Origin of the sequence: Paenibacillus periandrae, assembly GCF_022458865.1 — a bacterium.
GTDB lineage: Bacteria > Bacillota > Bacilli > Paenibacillales > NBRC-103111 > Paenibacillus_S > Paenibacillus_S periandrae.
The window spans coordinates 79,459-98,029 of record NZ_JAJNMU010000021.1 but is presented as its reverse complement, the minus strand read 5'-3'; the positions used below and the strand labels follow the sequence as shown (position 1 = coordinate 98,029).

Genomic DNA, 18,571 nt, shown 5'->3' with positions numbered 1-18,571 from the left:
AATATTGTTCCGCCAGGGCCAGAAATTGAACTTTTGAACAAAAAATTTATTTAATTACAGCAGGTCAGAGGAATCATCATAATCGTAGCGTAATCCATCACGTTCCTCTTTTTGCAGATAATTACCGCCGCTGAAGGCTGCAGCCGAATTGCTTTGCAGCTTGATTAACACCTCACGAAACTGCTGCGCTTTTGAATCGTTACCTTTCATACTCATGGCCAGATGCAAGGCTTGCTCGATTACTGCAATATCGTGACTTGTAAAATCCATGCTGCAGCCCCTCCTGAGAGTAGTTTTTTCACCTGAACTAGTATATCCCAAATCATAATCAATATGCATAGTTTCAAGATGAAACACGCAATATTTTATCATAATCCAAGTTTTGTTCATCTTCTTCCTTGAAATCGATTTTAAAGCGTTCTTCTACATTGAACCAGTAAAACCACTGCTCAGGATGTTTGCGTATAACCGATTCCATATATCGATTAAGTAGTTGAGTGGCTTCAGACCGTTGAGAGTTTTTATAACAGGCATATAAATGCAGCGGCTGCTCGAATATAAGACAGTGCTTGAATCCCTGATCTCTTCGTCCATAAAAGGGAATAATCGGTACACGTTGATCTAAGGACAGCAAGGCTGCGCCCTCTGGTGTACGACTTTTCCGTCCGAAAAATTGAGATTGTGGAAAAGTAGGCCGATAAAAATCCCCCAGAATAAACACAACCCCATTGTTTTTCAAATGCTTTTTTAATTTGCGAAGCAGCAGTAAAGGCGGGGTGCGATCATAATCCAGGCCTTCACAGCCCATTAATTGAAATTGCTCATACAAGGGGCGCAGCTCAGGACTTTCGGCAGTAGCTATTGTGAGGCACTTATATTTTTGACTAAGATACCAGTAATAATAAAAGAAGTTGCCCACATGCGGAGCATAGATGATAGCGCCTCGGCCAAGCTGTAGTGCCTCCTTAAGATGATCCTCGCCCTCAACCCGAAATCGCCACGATTCACTGCCTTCCAGATGTTTGGACTCCACTATGATTTCGTAAAGTGTACTGACCAAATTGTGAAAAAACTGCTGGCGGATACGCATTAACTCCTCAGTACTTCGATCCTTCAGCAATGTGCTCAGGTTAGCATCAATTTTGATACGCATTCCCTTGCTAAATATTGACAACTGCAGAATAACCGCTGCGCATGCAAGCAGCATAAGTATACAAGGCTTAGGTATCCACCTGCACCAAACAGCCATTTTTTGTATTAATCGTTGATTTTCTGTAAATTTACCAATCCATTCATACATACAAAGGATGCCTCCCGGTTTACGATTTATTGATTCAGAAAATGCTTTTTGTATTTACGAGCCAAGCGATCCTTTTCCAAAACAATAAAAAAATCTACCGTCTCAAAACAGTTATCGTATGCTGGATCGCCTCCAATCTGCGCACCCAGGTATTGATAGCCCTTCATAAGCGGAGGCAGCTTACGGAATATTTCTTTTTCATTGAGCTCACTTGGTATCTGCTGCAAACCCGAAATGCGATGAGATTCCAGCGGTTGTATTCCGTAACGGTCTGTGATTACCTGCTTGAAGCGCAGCATGCTGTAGATGGCGTTAAGATCCTCCAGAGAGCTCACGTGCACACTGGCACAGCCGATTAAATATGAATAATGATGCTCGGCAATATACTTGGCTATTCCTTCCCACAGCAGGTGAATCGCCTTACCACTACGGTAAGCAGGGGCAATACAGCTGCGTCCCAGCTCCAACGTATGCGGCTTGTGCTCCTGAAACGATCTCAAATCGAACTCTGTTTCCGAATAAAAGCCAATGCCCGCCAATGCACGTAAACCTGGCAATAACCTATACGTCCCCACTATTTGCTGCTGTTCCAAATCCGTAACAATTAAATGATCACAATACATATCGTAACGGTCCTGCTCCAAGCCACTTTCATTCAGCATCTGCATATTTTTTTCCTCTTCTACAAAAACCTGATACCTTAAACGCATGGCTTGCTCAATCTCCCATGATCGGGTAGCTACTTTCACAGACAAGTTTGACAGAGGAACAGGATGAACAGCAGTAGTTGGCATCATCAACACGCCCTTCTTCAGGAAAGTTGGTTTAGTCATATATCTACAGCGTAGCAGAGATTTATTAAGTTGACGTTTTCGTGTTATGAATAAATTGTAAGGTTTTGAACATACAAAAAAACCTCAAATCAATGAGGTTTTCAGATTGCCACTATTGCAGCCAACCATATAAAGGAATAAATAATAGCGAAGTAATAATCGCAGCCGCTCCCATTGAAAATCCGCTAATGCTGCCTTGAAGCTCGGAGTCTCTAATAACCCTGGCAGTACCGATTCCGTGGGACGAGGTGCCCATGGCTACTCCTATGGATATGTCGTCACGAACACCAACCAGCCGCAGCAAACTGCGTCCAAACATACTGCCGAACAATCCGGTCAATACGGTCAGTACTGCGGTCAATTCAGGAATACCACCAGCCTTACGCGAGATTTCAAGTGCAATCGGTGACGTTACTGACTTTGGCATCATGGTCACCATCAGCTCTGCCGTACCTCCGAGACTCCATACGAGAACCCCTGACAACAGTAGAGCAGCAATGGAACCTATTGTGATTCCGCTCATGATGGCAACAAGACTGGAACGGATGCGCCGAGCATTTTTATAGATCGGAATACCCAAAGCAACCGTTGCAGGTCCAAGCAGCAAAACAAGAAAATCGCCACCAAGACGATACGATTCATAAGGAATATGTGCACATAGCATAAATCCTATAATAAGGCCTGAGCTGATAAACAGTGGGTGAAGCCATTTCCATTGTTGGTTTAATCGGAGAGCTATCGCATAAGCAATAACTGATAGCGCTAAACCGAACATAGGCTGCTGCGGAAAGTCATGGAGACTCATTGCTTTTCTCCTTTCCCTTCAGGAGCTTGACACTCCAGCCTGTAATCATAAGGACTCCAATCGTGCTTACAAATAAGCTTACAAGCAATTGAACCGCATTGGCTCCTATATATGGAAAGAAAACCATCGTTCCAACAACAAAAGGTATAAAAAATAATAGCATATGCTTGATTAAAAACTCCCCTGCTGCTTCGACCCATTCCAGCTTGATGATCTTAAAAAAAAGGCTCATCGTAAACAGTATGAGCCCTATCACATTAGCCGGGATGGGAACCTGCAGTCCGGTTTGAATTACCCAACCCAATACATAATATCCAATTAATATGGAAAACCCTAACAATCAGCATCCCTCCGAAAGGCAGCTACAGCATATTGGAAACCGTCGTACAGCTTTCTTTACAATAGATCAAAAGCTAATTTTGGCTCCGTTTGTCCCGCGGCACCTCATAGCTCCAGTGGTCGCGTGCCAAATACACCTCGTCAAATAGCTGCTGAGCCTCATCAATTAATAGAGCAGCCTCATCCTTCTGATATCGTGAGCTAATATGCGTTAAAATCAAGGCATGTGCGCCGGCATCTCGCGCTGTGCGAGCGGCATCCACAGATGTTGAATGGTCGTAGGCAACAGCCAGATGCTTCTTACTCTCCGCAAAGGTTGCCTCGTGAACAAGTACATCCGCATCACGAGCAAGCTCCAGTGAGTATTGGCAGGGCTGTGTGTCACCCAGAATGGTCACGATTCTCCCCTGAACATCAGGTCCGATATAATCTTTTGCCCTAAGTAAAGTGCCGTTCTCCAAGGTTATATCCATTCCCTGTTTGATTTTACCAAACAAGGGTCCTGAAGTGATTCCAAGCTCCTTCAGCTTATCCGCTTGCAGGCTGCCTGTTTGCGGTTTCTCTACAATCCGGTAGCCATAGCTCTGAACCCGATGGACAAGAGGAGCGATGTACACCTCAAATTGCTTATCTTCAAACAATAGCTGCTGATCCACGGGTGCGAATTCAACAATCTTAAGCTCATAGGTCAAATGAGCCTGACTGACAGCCAGAGCCGTTCGGATAAATAACTCTGTACCCTCAGGACCGTAAACAGTAAGCGTGTCATCACCGCCTTGATAAGAACGGCTCGTCAGAAGCCCAGGCAGCCCGTACAAATGATCCCCATGCAGATGCGTAATAAACAGCTTCTCCAGCTTGCTTGTCCGAATGGGAGAGCGTAATATCTGCTGCTGCGTCCCTTCTCCGCAATCAAACATCCAATAGCTGTTGTTTTCGGCTAACAGATTCAGAATGATCGCAGACACATTTCGTTCTTTCGAAGGCATACCTGCTCCTGTACCGAGAAAGTATATTTCCAAGCTCATCTTCTCCATTTCCTATGTCGTGCTGTATCTCTCTACATAAAGTGAAGGAGTCGAGCCCCTATGACCCCACTCCTTCACTAGTATATCCTAGACCTTATCCACGTTAAAATAACGTGCTTCCGGATGTGAGAATACAATGGCTGATACCGAAGCTTCCGGCTCCATCATGCTGCCTTCAGTCAGCTCAATGCCGATATCCTCTGGCTTCAACAATGCAAACAGCTGCTCCTGATCGTCCAGATTCGGGCAGGCGGGATAACCAAAGGAGAAGCGTTGTCCACGATATTTGGCACCAAACATCTCACCCATTGTCATACCAGCCGGATCCGGGAATCCCCAAACATCGCGCATCATTTGGTGCACACGTTCGGCCAGTGCTTCCGCAGTTTCAAGCGCAGTGGATTGAAGAGCATGCGATCGCAGGTAGTCGCCTTTTTCTCTCCATTCCTGTGCCTTCTCGCTTATACCGTGACCAGCTGTAACGACCATAAAGCCAATATAGTCCATTTCGCCGCTGTCTGTCGATTTGAGATAATCGGCAAGACAGAAGAATGGATCCGTCTGCTGTCTTGGGAAGGAGAACTTTTGCAGTACCTTTGTTAAATCATCCTTGTCATAAATGAAAATATCGTCACCCGATGACTGCGCCGGGAAAAACTGATACATGCCATGAGCGCGGATAATGCCTTCTTTTTGAGCCTCTACCAAAATCCCGTCTACGGTTTCCTTGAGCTGAATCGCCTTCGGGTCTTTATCAGCCAGTAGCTTATCGACTTTACCTTTCAAACCGAGATGATGTCCAAGCAGCATTTGCATATTAATATAAGGCATCACATGGCTTATAGGGTAATCACGAATGACACGTCTCTCCAGACTTGGAGGTACCTGTACGGGCAAAGTACGATCGATGGTAGATTTCAGTACCCGTGTCAAGACTGGCATGGCTTCTGCTTTCTTGCCGGACTCCTTAACATCGGATTCCATCGCTTCACGCAATTCATCAATTAATTGCTGCTTCTGAACAGGATCGCTCAGCCTGTTCGCAATATCCAAACCATCCATAGCATCTTTTGCATATAGAACAACACCTTCATATTCCGGCGCGATACGTGTTTTCGTGAATTTTCTAGTCAATGCGGCGCCACCTACCAGAATAGGCACATCGATACCAGCAGTTTTTAAATCCTGAGCGGTTATAACCATCTGCTGTGCAGATTTAACGAGCAGACCTGACAGCCCTATAGCATCAGGCTTTTCTCTACGGAATGCTTCAATAATTTGATCTGGCGGAACCTTGATGCCCAGGTTAATAATTTTGTAGCCGTTGTTGGATAAAATAATTTCAACCAAGTTTTTACCGATATCGTGAACGTCACCTTTAACTGTTGCCAGCATGATTGTTCCTTTAACGGCACTGTCCGCTTTTTCCATAAACGGTTCAAGATGGGATACGGATGCTTTCATGACTTCCGCACTTTGCAGCACCTCGGCTACAATCAGCTCATTGTTATTAAACAATCTGCCTACCTCAGCCATTCCCGTCATTAAAGGCCCGTTAATAATATCCAGCGGCGCATACGTATTCATAGCTTCGTTCAGATCAGCTACAAGGCCTTCCTTCGTTCCTTCAACCACATAGGACGCCAATCTCTCCTCAATCGTAAGATTAGAGATTTTCTCTTTCTTATCGACTTTTTTCTCACGGAAATGAGCAACAAATTCTGCAAGTGTATCATCATTAGTCTCAAAGATCAGCTTTTCGGCAAGTTCCTTCTCGTGATCACCAATGGATGCATAACGTTCCAGATTTTCCGTATTAACGATGGCAAAGTCCAGTCCGGCTTTGGTACAATGGTATAGGTACACCGAATTCAGAACCTCACGCCCGGCAGGCGGAAGACCAAAGGAAATGTTGCTAAGACCAAGTATGGTTTTACATTCAGGATATTTTTCCTTGATCATGCGAATACCTTCGATGGTCTCAACAGCAGATCCAATATACTGCGGATCCCCTGAACCTACCGGGAACATATTCGGGTCAAAAATAATATCTTCCGGATTCATGCCATACTTTTTGGTTAACAGCTCGTAGGAGCGTTCAGCAACTTCCATTTTGGCTTGCCGTGATACGGCTTGTCCGCGCTCATCAATGAGAATCATAACAACAGCTGCTCCATATCGGTGGATCAACGGCAAAATAGCTTCAAACTTGGTCTCGCCATCTTCCAGGTTTATAGAGTTAATTATCGCTTTGCCTTGTGAATACTTCAAACCGAGCTCAATAATATGGTCATAAGTCGAGTCGATCATCAAAGGGACTTTAACCTTTTTGACTACCTCTTTCAAAAAGTTCTCCATCGCATACACTTCATCAATATCGGTATCCTGTACGTTGATATCAATGACATAAGCACCATTCTTCACTTGTGCACGTGCTATTTCTGCGCCCTCTTCAAACTTGCCTTCTTTCATCAATCGTTTGAACTTACGGGACCCTGAAATATTCGTACGTTCCCCAACCATGTAGGGACGATTTGCATCTTCGATATAGACAGTTTCAATGCCCGATACTGCAGATAAGTGAGAAATTGCGTGCTCCCGTGGTTTATACTGGGATAAAGTTTCGGCCATAGCACGAATATGATCAGGTGTCGTTCCACAGCAGCCGCCAGCAATATTAAGCCAACCTTGTTCGGCAAACCCAGCCATTTTCTTGGCAAGGGATTCAGGGGACTCATGATATTGCCCATTCTCGTCTGGTAATCCGGCATTCGGATAACAGCTGACAGCCGTAGTAGCCAGCTCAGACAAGGAACGAATATGATCACGCATAAATTCCGGACCCGTTGCACAGTTAAGACCAATAGAAATCGGATTTAAGTGCTCTAGGGAAATATAAAAGGATTCAATATTTTGACCCGCAAGCGTTGTGCCCATTGGCTCAATCGTTCCGGAAATCATTAATGGAAGTGTGATACCCGTGGTCTCAAAAGCACGACGAATACCAATACTACCCGCTTTAACATTCAACGTATCCTGCGAGGTTTCAAGAAGCATTGCGTCTACGCCTGCTTCGATCAGTGCTACCGATTGCTCGTAGTAGCTGTCAACGAGTTCGTCAAAGGTGACGCCTCCGGTTACGGAAAGTGTTTTGGTTGTTGGTCCCAAAGCACCTGCAACATAACGCGGCCACTCCGGTGTGCTGAATTTATTCGCTGCCTCAACTGCTAACCTGGCTGCTACCAGATTCAACTCTCTTGCTCGATCCTGTAAATCATATTCAGCAAGAACGACACTTGTCGATCCAAAAGTGTTCGTTTCGATAATATCTGCACCCGCTGCAAAATAAGCCTCATGTATTTTTGAAATGACATCAGGACGTGTAATTACCAAAATTTCATTACATCCATCCAGGTCCTCACTACCGAAATCTTCCTCGGTCAAGTTTTCCTGTTGGATCATTGTGCCCATTGCACCGTCCAAAATCATAATTTTCTTCTTAAGCTGTTCTTGTAAAGGTATTTTGCCCATGCTAATCTTCCTTTCAACGGCAACCGTCCAATTGTAACCTTTAGTGTACCAGAAACCTGTCATCATGAAAAGATAATGCGGACACAATTCGACAGAGGTCGAATATAGTTCAATTAATTTACATTTTCTTATTATTCATATCGGAATTATCAACAAAACAGATCGACAGCAGCACGGAATTCTATTATAATATACGTTAGAAACTTATTAAGTGTATAGAAAGAGGGATGACCGTGGCTGAAATCCGTATTCGCAATACTAATGAACGCATCTCTGGAGAAAGTAACGTTCACGCATTTTTGGAAAAACAAGAGGTACTTTATGAGCATTGGAATGCCGACAAGCTTCCTGCTGATCTACAAGAGAAATTCATTTTGACCGATGAGAATAAAGCGCAAATTCTGTCGACATTTGACGAAGAAATTCAGGAAATTGCGGCAAGACGGGGCTACAGAACCTGGGATGTTATTGCTCTGTCCGAGGCTACACCCAATATCGAGGAGCTGCTTACCAAATTCGAACAGGTTCACACCCACACCGAGGATGAAGTAAGAGCTATCGTTTCAGGAAAAGGTATTTTTATTATTAAAGGTACTGATGATGTTGGATATTTTGATGTCGAATTGGAAGCAGGGGATGTTATTTCTGTTCCCGAGCACAAGGCTCACTTTTTCACTTTGATGGACAATCGCCAAATTGTTGCTATTCGTTTGTTTATTGAAACTGATGGCTGGATCGCACACCCTTATGCAGACGAGTCCTTTCAGAAAGCATAAAATGATATTATCCATATACACAATATAAGAAAAGCCTCTGATCGAAGCCTAATTCGGTGAAGATACATCCGTGTTTTAAATGTAGCTTTTCTTGCGAGATAAGAATCCTTCAGCTTTGCTGAAAACTTATAAATTCTTATCTCTTAAGTAAAGCTTCTGATCGAAGCCTATTCGGTGAAGCTACATCTGTGTTTTAAATGTAGCTTTTCTTGCAATATCAGAATATTCAGCTCTGCTGAAAACTATAAATTCTGATATTATGAACAAAACCCGTCAGCCTGTTACTCAGCGCTGGCGGGTTTTTATTGCATTTAATAGTTTTTTTTACACTTATGAACCTATGGAATCAATGACACCTTGAATATCTCGCAAACTTACAATCTCAAAGGCAGGTATGATTTCGTCGTCTCTTTGCAGCGCATGTCGATTAATCCACATGTTACGCATATGGATCCGGTTGGAGCCCAAAATATCGGTTGTGAGCTTATCACCAATCATAACCGCTTCATCAGCTGTAACCTGAAGCAGGTCAAGTGCATGATTGAATATCGAGGTTGCAGGCTTGCCCTCTCCATGATTCCCCGATATAACAATATGGTCAAAATAAGGAGCAAGCTCAGGAACACCAGCCAGTTTTTCCTTCTGTAAATCCGGAGACCCATTGGTTAAGAGCAGCAGCTTATAGCTTCCTTTTAATTGATCCAGTACCTCAAACGTTTCCTCATAAACAATTGGGCGGCTGCGGCGTTCCATCGGGAATCTCTCCCCAAGCTCATAGCCAAGCTTTGCATTATCTATACCTAAAGCTTTAAGACCTAGGGTCCATGATTCAGTACGATATTGAGGTGCAAGCTGCTCCAGTTTACGAAAATTCTCATTATCACCTTCTGTAAAGTTAGCCCACAACCCCTCAAAAGGGTTGATTCCGATCATTTTTGTAAAAGCAAACGTATCGTAAGACTCATACAGCTTCCGAGCCTCTTGTCTTACCGCCTGTTCGAGTTCGATAGGGTCAACATCGACTTGCTCCGCTGCCGCTAAACATGTTGCCTGAAAAGCCTCTTTCACACTACGATCATCCCACAATAACGTATCATCCAAATCAAATAAAACTGCCTTAATAGCCATTGAGCCTCTCCCTTTCTACTCCACCTTCAAAGGTACTGCATGATTAGCGGCAAATTCCTTCAACCGCTCGGACATCGCTGAAATATCCATTCTATGATAAAAACGTGTAAACGACCATCTGATTTTGCTGCTCTTCAATGAAATGATGACGGCATCCGAAGATAATGCGATTTCTTTAATATCCGAAGCAGGCACTCTTTTGTCTCCTGTAAATCGACGGCTTCCCAAAAAGTCTTTGCCAATTTTAAGCTGCGGGCGTCTGACACCAAACATGAATAAGCTCAGCAGCATATAACTTCCACCTGTTAACCAGTACAAATATTCATCCTGATTCGTATTCTGAAAGGCTATAAAACAAAAAATACCTACGCAAAATAAAAATAACGATAACGTCCAATTACGCCCTTTAATAGTAACCGAATCGTCTGATGATACGGTTTGGCTGATCGTTGGTTTGCCATGCTTGACCCTGCTTTTGTTAACTACTTTCGTATTCTTCTTGACCATTCGTTCCCACTTGCGAGACATAGGCAATCTCCTTTAATATACCGGCTACACTTCTCTTTTGAATTTTTCTATAAATCGGTATGGATAGTCATCCTCAAGTGCACTCACAGCATCCAGGCGGTTCCAATGATCTGTCGAGAGCTTCCAGCCAACTGCTCCCATATTCTCATGATACTGCTCCAATGTCCTTGCACCAAATATAGGGGCTGTAATCCCCATTTTATGTATGAGCCAATTTAAAGCCACCTGAACAGGTGTTTGTTCTATTTCTGATGCAACAGCAAGAACTTCTTCAAGTATACGGAAATTTTTCTCCGAGTTGCGCAGCATCCAGCTGCTTTCACCTGCTTTAGACGAGAGCCTGCCTTCTGTCGGTGCTTCACCACGAGGATATTTACCACTTAGAAAACCGCCGCCGATAGGTCCCCAGGGAATAATACCTACATTTTCTTCGATACATAAAGGCAGCACTTCCCTGTCCATCTGACGCGACACAAGACTATATTGCGGTTGATTGGAAATAAATCGGGCATATCGATTATAATCGCTGATCCCAAGGGATTTCATAATTTGATACGCCAAAAAGTTGGAGCATCCGATGTATCTGACTTTTCCAGATGTCACCAAATCATCCAACGTACGTAATGTTTCTTCAATCGGTGTAATTTGATCCCAGACATGCATTTGATATAAATCGATATAATCGGTATTTAAACGCCGTAAACTGGCTTCTACACCGTCTAAAATATGTTTGCGGGATAAGCCGACATGATTAACATTATTTCCTGTCGCAAAACGTACTTTAGTCGCCAGAATTACGTCTGAGCGTTGACCACTGATCGCTTTGCCTACGACTTCCTCAGAACGTCCCGATACATACACATCTGCAGTATCCAGGAAGTTCCCACCTTGATCCAAAAAATCGTGAATCATGGTCGTTGAGTCTTCCTCGCTGGTTGTATTGCCAAAGGTCATGGTCCCCAAACAAAGCTCTGAAACCACAACCCCGCTTTTGCCCAATACTCGATACTGCACGCTATGATTCACCCCTAATTATTTGTGCTGGTTCGTGTCACTATCCTCTTGTTCCTCATCAACAAATTTGATGGTCTCCAGCTGACTGCGAAGATTGCCTTTAAAAGCTTCTATATAACGTTTGCGAAGCTCATTGCGTTCTTCCAGCTCATCGTCTGTCAAACCTACTGTTTTGGCTTTACGGGCCAATTCATTGATTCGTTGAATATATGGCTCTGTTCCATTATCCATGTAAAATCCTCCCGATCTTCTACAAAAATGCTTGATTCATGCATCAAAGTATACTTTGACATTATGGCCTACCATTGTCAAGAGTCAAGGAGGTGTTTCTATGTATAATGCGCGTGAGAATATTAATTCCGACATACATAATTAAGTCTACTTTTCAAGGAAGTCTAAGTGTTTGTCCTTCTTGAAGTATACTTGACTTTAATCCATTTGCCTTTTTGAGGTTATAAATATATTCACGGACATCCTGTCCTTTATGTGCATGTTTGCTGGCTATCGACCATAAGGTATCGCCCTTTACGATTTCTACCGTATATTCAATCGGCGTATGATCCGAGGAAGCATAAGCACCCTGATCCCCGCCAAGAAGCGAAATAGAAAAGCTGATTAAAATAATGATGATCGCCGCTGCGAACAAGACTGCATATCTCAAGAGCTTTTTTCGATAAGGAATAATGGAAGCTAGAAGCAGCGGAAAGGCAGAAGCATCCCTGGTAACAGATTCTCTCTTTGATAACAATTGTTCATTCATATACATAACAGCGCCCCCAAACATTTGTTCTGTTCTCAAAATAACACGAACAAATGTTTGTGTCAATTACAAATTAGAACTTATGTTTGTACGAACTCCGGTTCTATGTTATACTCTCACTAGTTATTACCAAGCATTGGAGTGATCCTAATGAGCAAGCTATCCATTCGACAATTGGCAATCCTGGATTTTATTAAGAATGAAGTGAAAGATAAAGGGTACCCACCTTCCGTTCGTGAAATTGGTGAAGCAGTTGGCCTTGCCTCCAGTTCAACAGTGCACGGACATCTGGAGCGTTTGGAGAAAAAGGGACTCATAAGGCGTGATCCTACTAAGCCAAGAGCTATTGAAATTACGGACGGCACCCTGACAGAGGGCAGCAATTTTGCTTTATCCGTTGTTCGCGTCCCTTTGATTGGACGTGTTACAGCCGGTATTCCTATTACTGCTACGGAAAATATCGAAGATTACTTCCCGCTTCCGAGTCATTATGTTGGCGATTACAATGTGTTCATGTTGAGCATCGAAGGCAACAGTATGATTGACGCCGGTATCAACGATGGGGATTATGTTATCGTCAGACAGCAGCAAACCGCCAATAACGGAGATATTGTTGTTGCAATGACTGAGGATGACGAAGCTACAGTCAAACGGTTTTACAAGGAAAAGGATCATATTCGTCTACAGCCTGAGAATCCTACTATGGAACCGATTCGTTTAAAGACTGTTACTATTTTGGGAAGAGTCGTAGGTTTGTTCCGAGACATCGTATAGTCATTATAATCGAGCAATTATTGAAGCCGACGTCAGGGTTATCTGGCAGTCGGTTTTTTGCTATAGCTGCTATCGCGTCCTCACATACAAAAAGCAGCTTTCCCTCAGTAAAATTTCTACTAGGGGAAAGCTGCTTATGTATCTATCTATTCATGGAAAAGAAATAATTCATATGGTGAACTAATTTTTAGTATAGTGTCAAGTATTGCTCGCGTTCCCATGCATGTACCTGAGTGCGATAGATATCCCATTCGATTTCTTTAAGCTCAATGAAGTGAGCCAGAGCGTGATCACCGAGCGCATCACAAATAACATCATCGCGCAGCAGCTCTTCCAACGCAACCTTGAGATTAACCGGCAGACTTGGAATACCTTGATCCTCACGCTCTTCCTCGGTCATGACATAAATGTTACGGTCCGTTGGCGGGGGCAGCTGCATTTTGTTCTTGATTCCGTCAAGACCAGCCTTCAGCATAACAGCTAATGCCAGATATGGATTAGCTGCAGGATCCGGATTACGAACCTCAACACGGGTGCTTAGTCCTCTGGATGCAGGAATACGAATCATCGGACTCCGATTGCTGGCAGACCAAGCAACATAACAAGGAGCTTCATAGCCAGGAACCAGACGCTTGTATGAGTTTACGGTTGGGTTGGTAATCGCTGCGAACGCACGGGCATGACGCAAAATGCCAGCCATATAATATCTTGCAGTTGCACTTAGACCCAGCTTGTCACTTTCATCATAGAACGTGTTCGTGGAACCGTTAAATAGCGATTGATGAGCATGCATACCAGATCCGTTCACACCGAACAATGGCTTTGGCATAAAAGTTGCGTGCAGGCCATGCTGTCTTGCTACCGTTTTAACTACCAGCTTGAACGTTTGAATTTGATCGGCCGCTTTGATCGCATCCGCATATTTAAAATCAATCTCATGCTGACCCGGCGCTACTTCATGGTGGGAAGCTTCGATTTCAAAGCCCATTTCCTCCAAAGTCAGTACGATCTCACGACGGCAGTTTTCACCAAGATCCATAGGAGCCAAGTCAAAATATCCGCCTTGATCATTTAATTCCATCGAAGGATTGCCATTTTCATCGGTTTTGAATAGGAAAAATTCCGGTTCTGGTCCAACATTCATTGCTGTAAATCCCATATCCTCGGCTTCCTTAAGAGCATTCTTCAGGATTCCGCGCGGATCTCCAGGGAAAGGTCTGCCATCCGGCAAGTAAATATCGCAGATTAAACGTGCAATACGATCCTCAACCACCCAAGGGAAAATGACCCAAGTGCTAAGATCAGGATACAAATACATATCAGACTCTTCAATACGTACATAACCTTCAATCGAAGAACCATCAAACATCATTTTATTGTCCAATGCTTTTTCCAGCTGGCTAATAGGAATTTCCACATTTTTGATCGTTCCAAGCAAGTCGGTAAATTGCAAGCGAATAAATCTTACATTTTGTTCCTTGGCAATCTTGATAATGTCCTCTTTTTTATAATTCTTTTCAGTCACTTTGCATGTTCCTCCTTAAGTTGCGCAGTTTTATCATTTTTTGATAAGTCCGCATTTGAATCATTGGAAAGCGCTTATTTTTTGAAAAATCTGGATAGCTCGCCTTGGATCAGAGATACCTGTCCCAAACGTTTGCCTCCACCAAGCAGCTGCTGCTTTAACATCCGGTGAAGCTGTGAATCCGTCATTTCTCTGCGTTTAACTTCCGATTGCTCATTAAGAACAGTTGCATCCTCTGAATCCTTGGACATAGGCAGCAGGACTTGCTTAATTCCGGCGATATTGACGCCTTTCTCAATCAAGTCTTTAATTTCCAGCAGACGTTCCACATCGTTAAAAGAATAGAGCCGCTGGTTCCCGCCTGTCCGAGCCGGTATGATCAACTCATGCTGTTCATAATACCGGATTTGCCTAGCTGTTAAATCTGTCAACTTCATTACGATACCAATGGGGAATAACGCCATATTCCGACGTATATCATCAGCCACGATTCATCACCTCTGTGTACTTAAAACCTACCCCCATTCTACTCTTCCTACATAAACGTGTCAAGTTATGTTAGGTTCATGCAAAGTATAAGTCATTATTTTAATAAACCTCGTTCGATCATACTATTCAGAGCTGTTAATACGCCTAATTTACAATGGGAATAAGTTAATCCACCTTGCATATAAGCAATATACGGTTCACGGATCGGTGCATCCGCAGACAGCTCCAGGCTCCCGCCTTGAATAAAAGTACCTGCAGCCATGATGACCGGATGCTCATAGCCGGGCATAGCCCAAGGCTCAGGAACCACATGTGCATCAATCGCTGAGGCTTGCTGAATACCTTGAACGAAGGCGATCAAATGCTCGGCACTGGTGAATTGAATCGCTTGAATCAAGTCCGTACGCTTGTCGTTCCAATGTGGATGTGTCACAAAGCCAAGCTGTTCAAATACGGCAGCTGCAAATATGGAGCCCTTGACCGCTTGTCCCACCAAATGTGGTGCCAGGAACAGCCCTTGATATATGCCGCGGGTAGTATCCAGCATCGCTCCAACTTCTCCGCCGATACCAGGCGCTGTCAAGCGAAAGGAAGCCAGTTCTACATACTTGTGTTTACCTGCGATATATCCGCCTGTTGCCGCCAATCCGCCGCCAGGATTTTTAATTAAAGAACCTGCCATCAGATCTACGCCAACCTCTGTCGGCTCCTGAAGCTCCGTAAACTCTCCATAACAATTATCGACAAAAACAATAACATCGGATTTGAGTTCTTTTACAAAACGGGACATCTCTTCAATCTGCGAGACGTTGAACGAAGAACGCCAGGAATAGCCGCGCGAGCGCTGAATACCGATAACCTTGGTATGTGGTGTCATACTGCTGCGAATCGTTTCATAATCCGGGCTGCCGTCTTCCAGCAGAGCAACCTCGTTATAGATGATTCCCCAATCCTGTAAAGAGCCTTTGCCATCCTGAGGGTGTCCAATTACCTTGTGCAAAGTATCGTAGGGACGTCCAGTGATCATCAGCAGCTCGTCACCTGGACGCAGCACACCGAATAAGGCTGTGCTGATCGTATGGGTCCCAGACACAAAATGAGGCCGCACCAGGGCAGCCTCCGCTCCAAACACATCTGCATACACCAGATCCAGTACCTCGCGGCCTCGATCATTATAACCATAGCCTGTAGAGCCAGCGAAGTGATAGTCACTGACCTTATGCTTTTGAAAGGCACGGATCACCTTCCACTGATTCTGATCAATGATCCGTTCCACCTCTTTAAACTTACCTTCAATCCGCTGTTCGGCAAGCTCCATCCATGCCGTTATGCGTTCATTAAACATACAACTCATTCTCTCCCTCATCCGGTATCTGATCTGTTGCATAAGAGGTTAACAAATGACTGATTTTTTCGTATTCCTGTTTGTCTATACGCACCTGAAACACCATATCATTGCCTTCCACTTCATTCTCCAGGACTTCGCCAATCCTGTACATTAATGAAATCATATCGCCTTTCTCCACAGGAATCCGAAACTTCTTGCTGTCTCCCATTAAACGACCTTCAATAAGTTCGCATACCTGTTCCAGATCGCTTTCATTATAAGCGGACATCCGCAAGAAGTCACCCTCTGTAGAAAGCATTTGGATTTGTTCGGGTGTACACTGATCGATTTTGTTAAATAATGTAATCTGATCCTTCCCATGAGCGTTGAGCTCAGTAAGTACCTGTTTAACGACATGCATCTGGGTTTCCAGCATATCAGCGGAGCTATCCACAACATGTAAAATAAGGTCAGCTTCACAAACCTCTTCCAAAGTAGCACGGAAAGCGGCAACCAAATCATGCGGCAAATTTTGAATAAATCCTACCGTATCCGTCAGTACAATTTCCTTGCCACCAGGCAGCTTCAGCATCCTTGAGGTCGGGTCAAGCGTAGCGAACAGCTGGTTCTCCACATAGACATCAGCATCCGTCATTTGACGCAGAAGTGTCGATTTCCCGGCATTCGTATACCCGACAATAGCAACCTGGAACACACCTGTTTTCTTGCGGCGCTCTCTGTGCAGATTACGATGCTTGACGAATTCAAACAACTGCTGCTTGAGCTCATCAATCCGATCACGAATATGTCTGCGATCGGTTTCCAGCTTGCTTTCCCCTGGTCCTCTTGTTCCGATTCCACCGCCCAAACGTGACAGGTTCTTGCCTTGACCGGATAACCTTGGCAGCAAATAGCTAAGCTGGGCGAGCTCGACCTGTATGATGCCTTCACGCGTTTTGGCTCTTTGAGCAAAAATATCCAAAATCAATTGAGTTCGATCAATAATTTTCACATCCAGAAATTCTTCCAGATTCCGCACCTGGGCACCGGACAATTCCTGATCAAATATAGCTGTATTGGCTCCATACTCATCAATAAGCTCTTTGAGCTCAGCGGCTTTGCCTTTACCTACAAACCATTTGGAGTCAATCTTTTCCTTATTTTGCGATAAAGTCGTCAACACCTCAACACCTGCGGTCTCAGCCAAGCTGACAAGCTCTGCCAAGGAATATTCTGCAGAATACGACTGCTCTCTTTTTTGCTGCGGGGTAACAAGGCTCATAAGAACAGCCCGTTCCAATTCGTGATCAATACTATGTGTGGTTGTTTTCATAAATATTTATGGGTCTCCTTTGATTGTTTTCGTTCCAGCTTGACATCTTCGGCTCGAAGTGTCATTAAATCCTGTTTACTGGGCTGCTGGACATGGCTGTTCAACAAACGCACGGCATGGTTTCTCATCGCTTTTTCAATCAAATTTCGCACAAAACGTGCATTGCTGAAAGAAGCCTCGGAATCACTCTGCTGTTTTTCGCTGATGATTTGCTGACGTATTTTGCTCTCAGCTTGTGCATTCAATACGTATTCCCGTTCCTTGATCATCATTTCGGTAATTTGCATGAGCTGTTCGACCGTGTAGTCAGGAAACTCCAGATGGATGGGAAACCGGGAAGGGAGACCGGGATTGGTTTGCAAAAACTGATCCATTTCTTCGGAATACCCTGCCAAAATCAAAATAAAATGATTTTTGTGATCCTCCATCGCTTTGACAAGTGTATCAATGGCTTCCTTGCCAAAATCCTTTTCGCCGCCGCGCGCCAGACTATAGGCTTCATCAATAAAAAGCACACCACCAAGAGCTTTTTTTACCATTTCCCGTGTTTTCAGTGCCGTGTGCCCTATGTACTCACCTACCATGTCTGCGCGCTCAACCTCGATAAGATGGCCTTTACTCAAAACACCCATCGTTTGCAGCAGTTTTGCTATAATACGAGCTACAGTCGTTTTTCCCGTACCTGGATTACCTTTAAAAACCATATGGTACACCTGTGAATTCGCCGTTAAACCGGCATCAGTCCGATAACTGGCAACTCGCAGCAGCGCATAAATTTCAAATACAAGCTCCTTGATGGATTCCAAACCGACCATCCGGTCAAGCTCTTTCATGATTTCCCCAAAATGACCTTGCTGGGACAATGGCTTACCGTGAAATTGAGGCTCGGAATTAGGCGCAGTTAGGGGCTCCGAGTTGCGTAAAATCACATTGATTTGATGAGCATTTTGTGTAATTTGGATCTGATCTGTTGGCAGGACACGTCCACTCATGCATATCACCTCTTTACTTGGTGTTAGCAGTATACGCAGAAGCCCAGATGAATGTGCTCATTTTCTTCCTCTATTGTATAGTGAAACGT

Annotated in this window: 19 protein-coding genes; 2 read left to right on the top strand and 17 right to left on the bottom strand. The window is 44.1% G+C overall.

What is annotated here, in order from left to right; all coding sequences use genetic code 11:
* Positions 1–54: 54 nt before the first annotated feature.
* From LRL21_RS31070 to metH, 7 genes are all read right to left on the bottom strand, one after another.
* Entirely contained in the window at positions 55–270 is a 216-nt protein-coding gene (locus LRL21_RS31070) for a hypothetical protein (RefSeq protein ID WP_240419651.1), read from the bottom strand.
* A gap of 73 nt (positions 271–343) precedes the next feature.
* Positions 344–1,300, bottom strand: coding sequence for a lysophospholipid acyltransferase family protein (locus tag LRL21_RS31065; RefSeq protein ID WP_240419650.1), 957 nt, complete (start codon positions 1,298–1,300; stop codon positions 344–346).
* A gap of 26 nt (positions 1,301–1,326) precedes the next feature.
* Positions 1,327–2,133 (bottom strand): GNAT family N-acetyltransferase, encoded by an 807-nt coding sequence (locus LRL21_RS31060; protein WP_240419649.1) that lies wholly within the window; start codon positions 2,131–2,133, stop codon positions 1,327–1,329.
* A gap of 112 nt (positions 2,134–2,245) precedes the next feature.
* Positions 2,246–2,938, bottom strand: coding sequence for an LrgB family protein (locus LRL21_RS31055; protein ID WP_240419648.1), 693 nt, complete (start codon positions 2,936–2,938; stop codon positions 2,246–2,248).
* Positions 2,925–3,278, bottom strand: a complete 354-nt coding sequence (locus LRL21_RS31050; RefSeq protein WP_240419647.1) for a CidA/LrgA family protein — start codon at positions 3,276–3,278, stop codon at positions 2,925–2,927. The genes LRL21_RS31055 and LRL21_RS31050 overlap by 14 nt, the downstream gene beginning before the upstream one ends.
* Before the next feature lie 73 nt (positions 3,279–3,351).
* Entirely contained in the window at positions 3,352–4,299 is a 948-nt protein-coding gene (gene rnz, locus LRL21_RS31045) for a ribonuclease Z (protein WP_240419734.1), read from the bottom strand.
* Between the two features lie 93 nt (positions 4,300–4,392).
* Entirely contained in the window at positions 4,393–7,836 is a 3,444-nt protein-coding gene (gene metH / locus LRL21_RS31040) for a methionine synthase (protein WP_240419646.1), read from the bottom strand.
* A gap of 233 nt (positions 7,837–8,069) precedes the next feature.
* Between metH and LRL21_RS31035 the strand changes: the two genes are divergently transcribed.
* Positions 8,070–8,612 (top strand): 1,2-dihydroxy-3-keto-5-methylthiopentene dioxygenase, encoded by a 543-nt coding sequence (locus LRL21_RS31035; RefSeq protein ID WP_240419645.1) that lies wholly within the window; start codon positions 8,070–8,072, stop codon positions 8,610–8,612.
* A 330-nt stretch (positions 8,613–8,942) separates the two neighbouring features.
* Here LRL21_RS31035 and LRL21_RS31030 read toward each other — a convergent pair whose 3' ends face one another.
* The 5 genes from LRL21_RS31030 to LRL21_RS31010 form a co-directional block, all read right to left on the bottom strand.
* Positions 8,943–9,740 carry an HAD family hydrolase gene (locus tag LRL21_RS31030; protein ID WP_240419644.1) on the bottom strand — a complete coding sequence of 266 codons (798 nt, stop codon included), beginning with the start codon at positions 9,738–9,740 and terminating at the stop codon, positions 8,943–8,945.
* 15 nt (positions 9,741–9,755) lie between these two features.
* Complete coding sequence (locus tag LRL21_RS31025; RefSeq protein ID WP_240419643.1) at positions 9,756–10,268, bottom strand: hypothetical protein; 513 nt, start codon at positions 10,266–10,268, stop codon at positions 9,756–9,758.
* Between the two features lie 24 nt (positions 10,269–10,292).
* Positions 10,293–11,282, bottom strand: coding sequence for an aldo/keto reductase (locus LRL21_RS31020; RefSeq protein WP_240419642.1), 990 nt, complete (start codon positions 11,280–11,282; stop codon positions 10,293–10,295).
* An 18-nt stretch (positions 11,283–11,300) separates the two neighbouring features.
* Positions 11,301–11,513, bottom strand: a complete 213-nt coding sequence (locus tag LRL21_RS31015) for a DUF896 domain-containing protein (protein WP_076228530.1) — start codon at positions 11,511–11,513, stop codon at positions 11,301–11,303.
* 154 nt (positions 11,514–11,667) lie between these two features.
* Entirely contained in the window at positions 11,668–12,108 is a 441-nt protein-coding gene (locus LRL21_RS31010; RefSeq protein WP_240419641.1) for a LysM peptidoglycan-binding domain-containing protein, read from the bottom strand.
* A gap of 84 nt (positions 12,109–12,192) precedes the next feature.
* On the opposite strand from LRL21_RS31010, the gene lexA reads away from it, so the two are divergent.
* A complete protein-coding gene (gene lexA / locus LRL21_RS31005) occupies positions 12,193–12,816 on the top strand; it encodes a transcriptional repressor LexA (RefSeq protein WP_240419640.1) in 624 nt (207 codons plus the stop codon).
* Positions 12,817–13,003: 187 nt separating this feature from the next.
* Here the strand turns inward: lexA and glnA are convergent, their stop codons facing one another.
* The 5 genes from glnA to LRL21_RS30980 all read right to left on the bottom strand — a co-directional run bounded on the left by glnA (position 13,004) and on the right by LRL21_RS30980 (position 18,482).
* Positions 13,004–14,341: a type I glutamate--ammonia ligase gene (gene glnA, locus LRL21_RS31000; protein WP_240419639.1), complete on the bottom strand. Its 1,338-nt coding sequence runs from the start codon at positions 14,339–14,341 to the stop codon at positions 13,004–13,006.
* 74 nt (positions 14,342–14,415) lie between these two features.
* Positions 14,416–14,829, bottom strand: coding sequence for a MerR family transcriptional regulator (locus LRL21_RS30995; RefSeq protein ID WP_076228527.1), 414 nt, complete (start codon positions 14,827–14,829; stop codon positions 14,416–14,418).
* Between the two features lie 95 nt (positions 14,830–14,924).
* Positions 14,925–16,175: a methionine gamma-lyase family protein gene (locus tag LRL21_RS30990; protein WP_240419638.1), complete on the bottom strand. Its 1,251-nt coding sequence runs from the start codon at positions 16,173–16,175 to the stop codon at positions 14,925–14,927.
* Positions 16,168–17,490: a GTPase HflX gene (hflX, locus tag LRL21_RS30985; RefSeq protein WP_240419637.1), complete on the bottom strand. Its 1,323-nt coding sequence runs from the start codon at positions 17,488–17,490 to the stop codon at positions 16,168–16,170. Before hflX ends, LRL21_RS30990 begins: the two co-directional genes overlap by 8 nt.
* Positions 17,487–18,482, bottom strand: a complete 996-nt coding sequence (locus LRL21_RS30980; RefSeq protein WP_240419636.1) for an AAA family ATPase — start codon at positions 18,480–18,482, stop codon at positions 17,487–17,489. Before LRL21_RS30980 ends, hflX begins: the two co-directional genes overlap by 4 nt.
* Positions 18,483–18,571 lie beyond the last annotated feature (89 nt).

Excerpts from the sequence above, each read along its gene's own strand:
- LRL21_RS31070 (WP_240419651.1), bottom strand. The coding sequence starts at position 270 with ATGGATTTTACAAGTCACGATATTGCAGTAATCGAGCAAGCCTTGCAT.
- LRL21_RS31065 (WP_240419650.1), bottom strand. The coding sequence starts at position 1,300 with ATGTATGAATGGATTGGTAAATTTACAGAAAATCAACGATTAATACAA.
- LRL21_RS31060 (WP_240419649.1), bottom strand. The coding sequence starts at position 2,133 with ATGACTAAACCAACTTTCCTGAAGAAGGGCGTGTTGATGATGCCAACT.
- LRL21_RS31055 (WP_240419648.1), bottom strand. The coding sequence starts at position 2,938 with ATGAGTCTCCATGACTTTCCGCAGCAGCCTATGTTCGGTTTAGCGCTA.
- metH (WP_240419646.1), bottom strand. The coding sequence starts at position 7,836 with ATGGGCAAAATACCTTTACAAGAACAGCTTAAGAAGAAAATTATGATT.
- LRL21_RS31030 (WP_240419644.1), bottom strand. The coding sequence starts at position 9,740 with ATGGCTATTAAGGCAGTTTTATTTGATTTGGATGATACGTTATTGTGG.
- LRL21_RS31025 (WP_240419643.1), bottom strand. The coding sequence starts at position 10,268 with ATGTCTCGCAAGTGGGAACGAATGGTCAAGAAGAATACGAAAGTAGTT.
- LRL21_RS31015 (WP_076228530.1), bottom strand. The coding sequence starts at position 11,513 with ATGGATAATGGAACAGAGCCATATATTCAACGAATCAATGAATTGGCC.
- lexA (WP_240419640.1), top strand. The coding sequence starts at position 12,193 with ATGAGCAAGCTATCCATTCGACAATTGGCAATCCTGGATTTTATTAAG.
- LRL21_RS30990 (WP_240419638.1), bottom strand. The coding sequence starts at position 16,175 with ATGTTTAATGAACGCATAACGGCATGGATGGAGCTTGCCGAACAGCGG.
- hflX (WP_240419637.1), bottom strand. The coding sequence starts at position 17,490 with ATGAAAACAACCACACATAGTATTGATCACGAATTGGAACGGGCTGTT.
- LRL21_RS30980 (WP_240419636.1), bottom strand. The coding sequence starts at position 18,482 with ATGAGTGGACGTGTCCTGCCAACAGATCAGATCCAAATTACACAAAAT.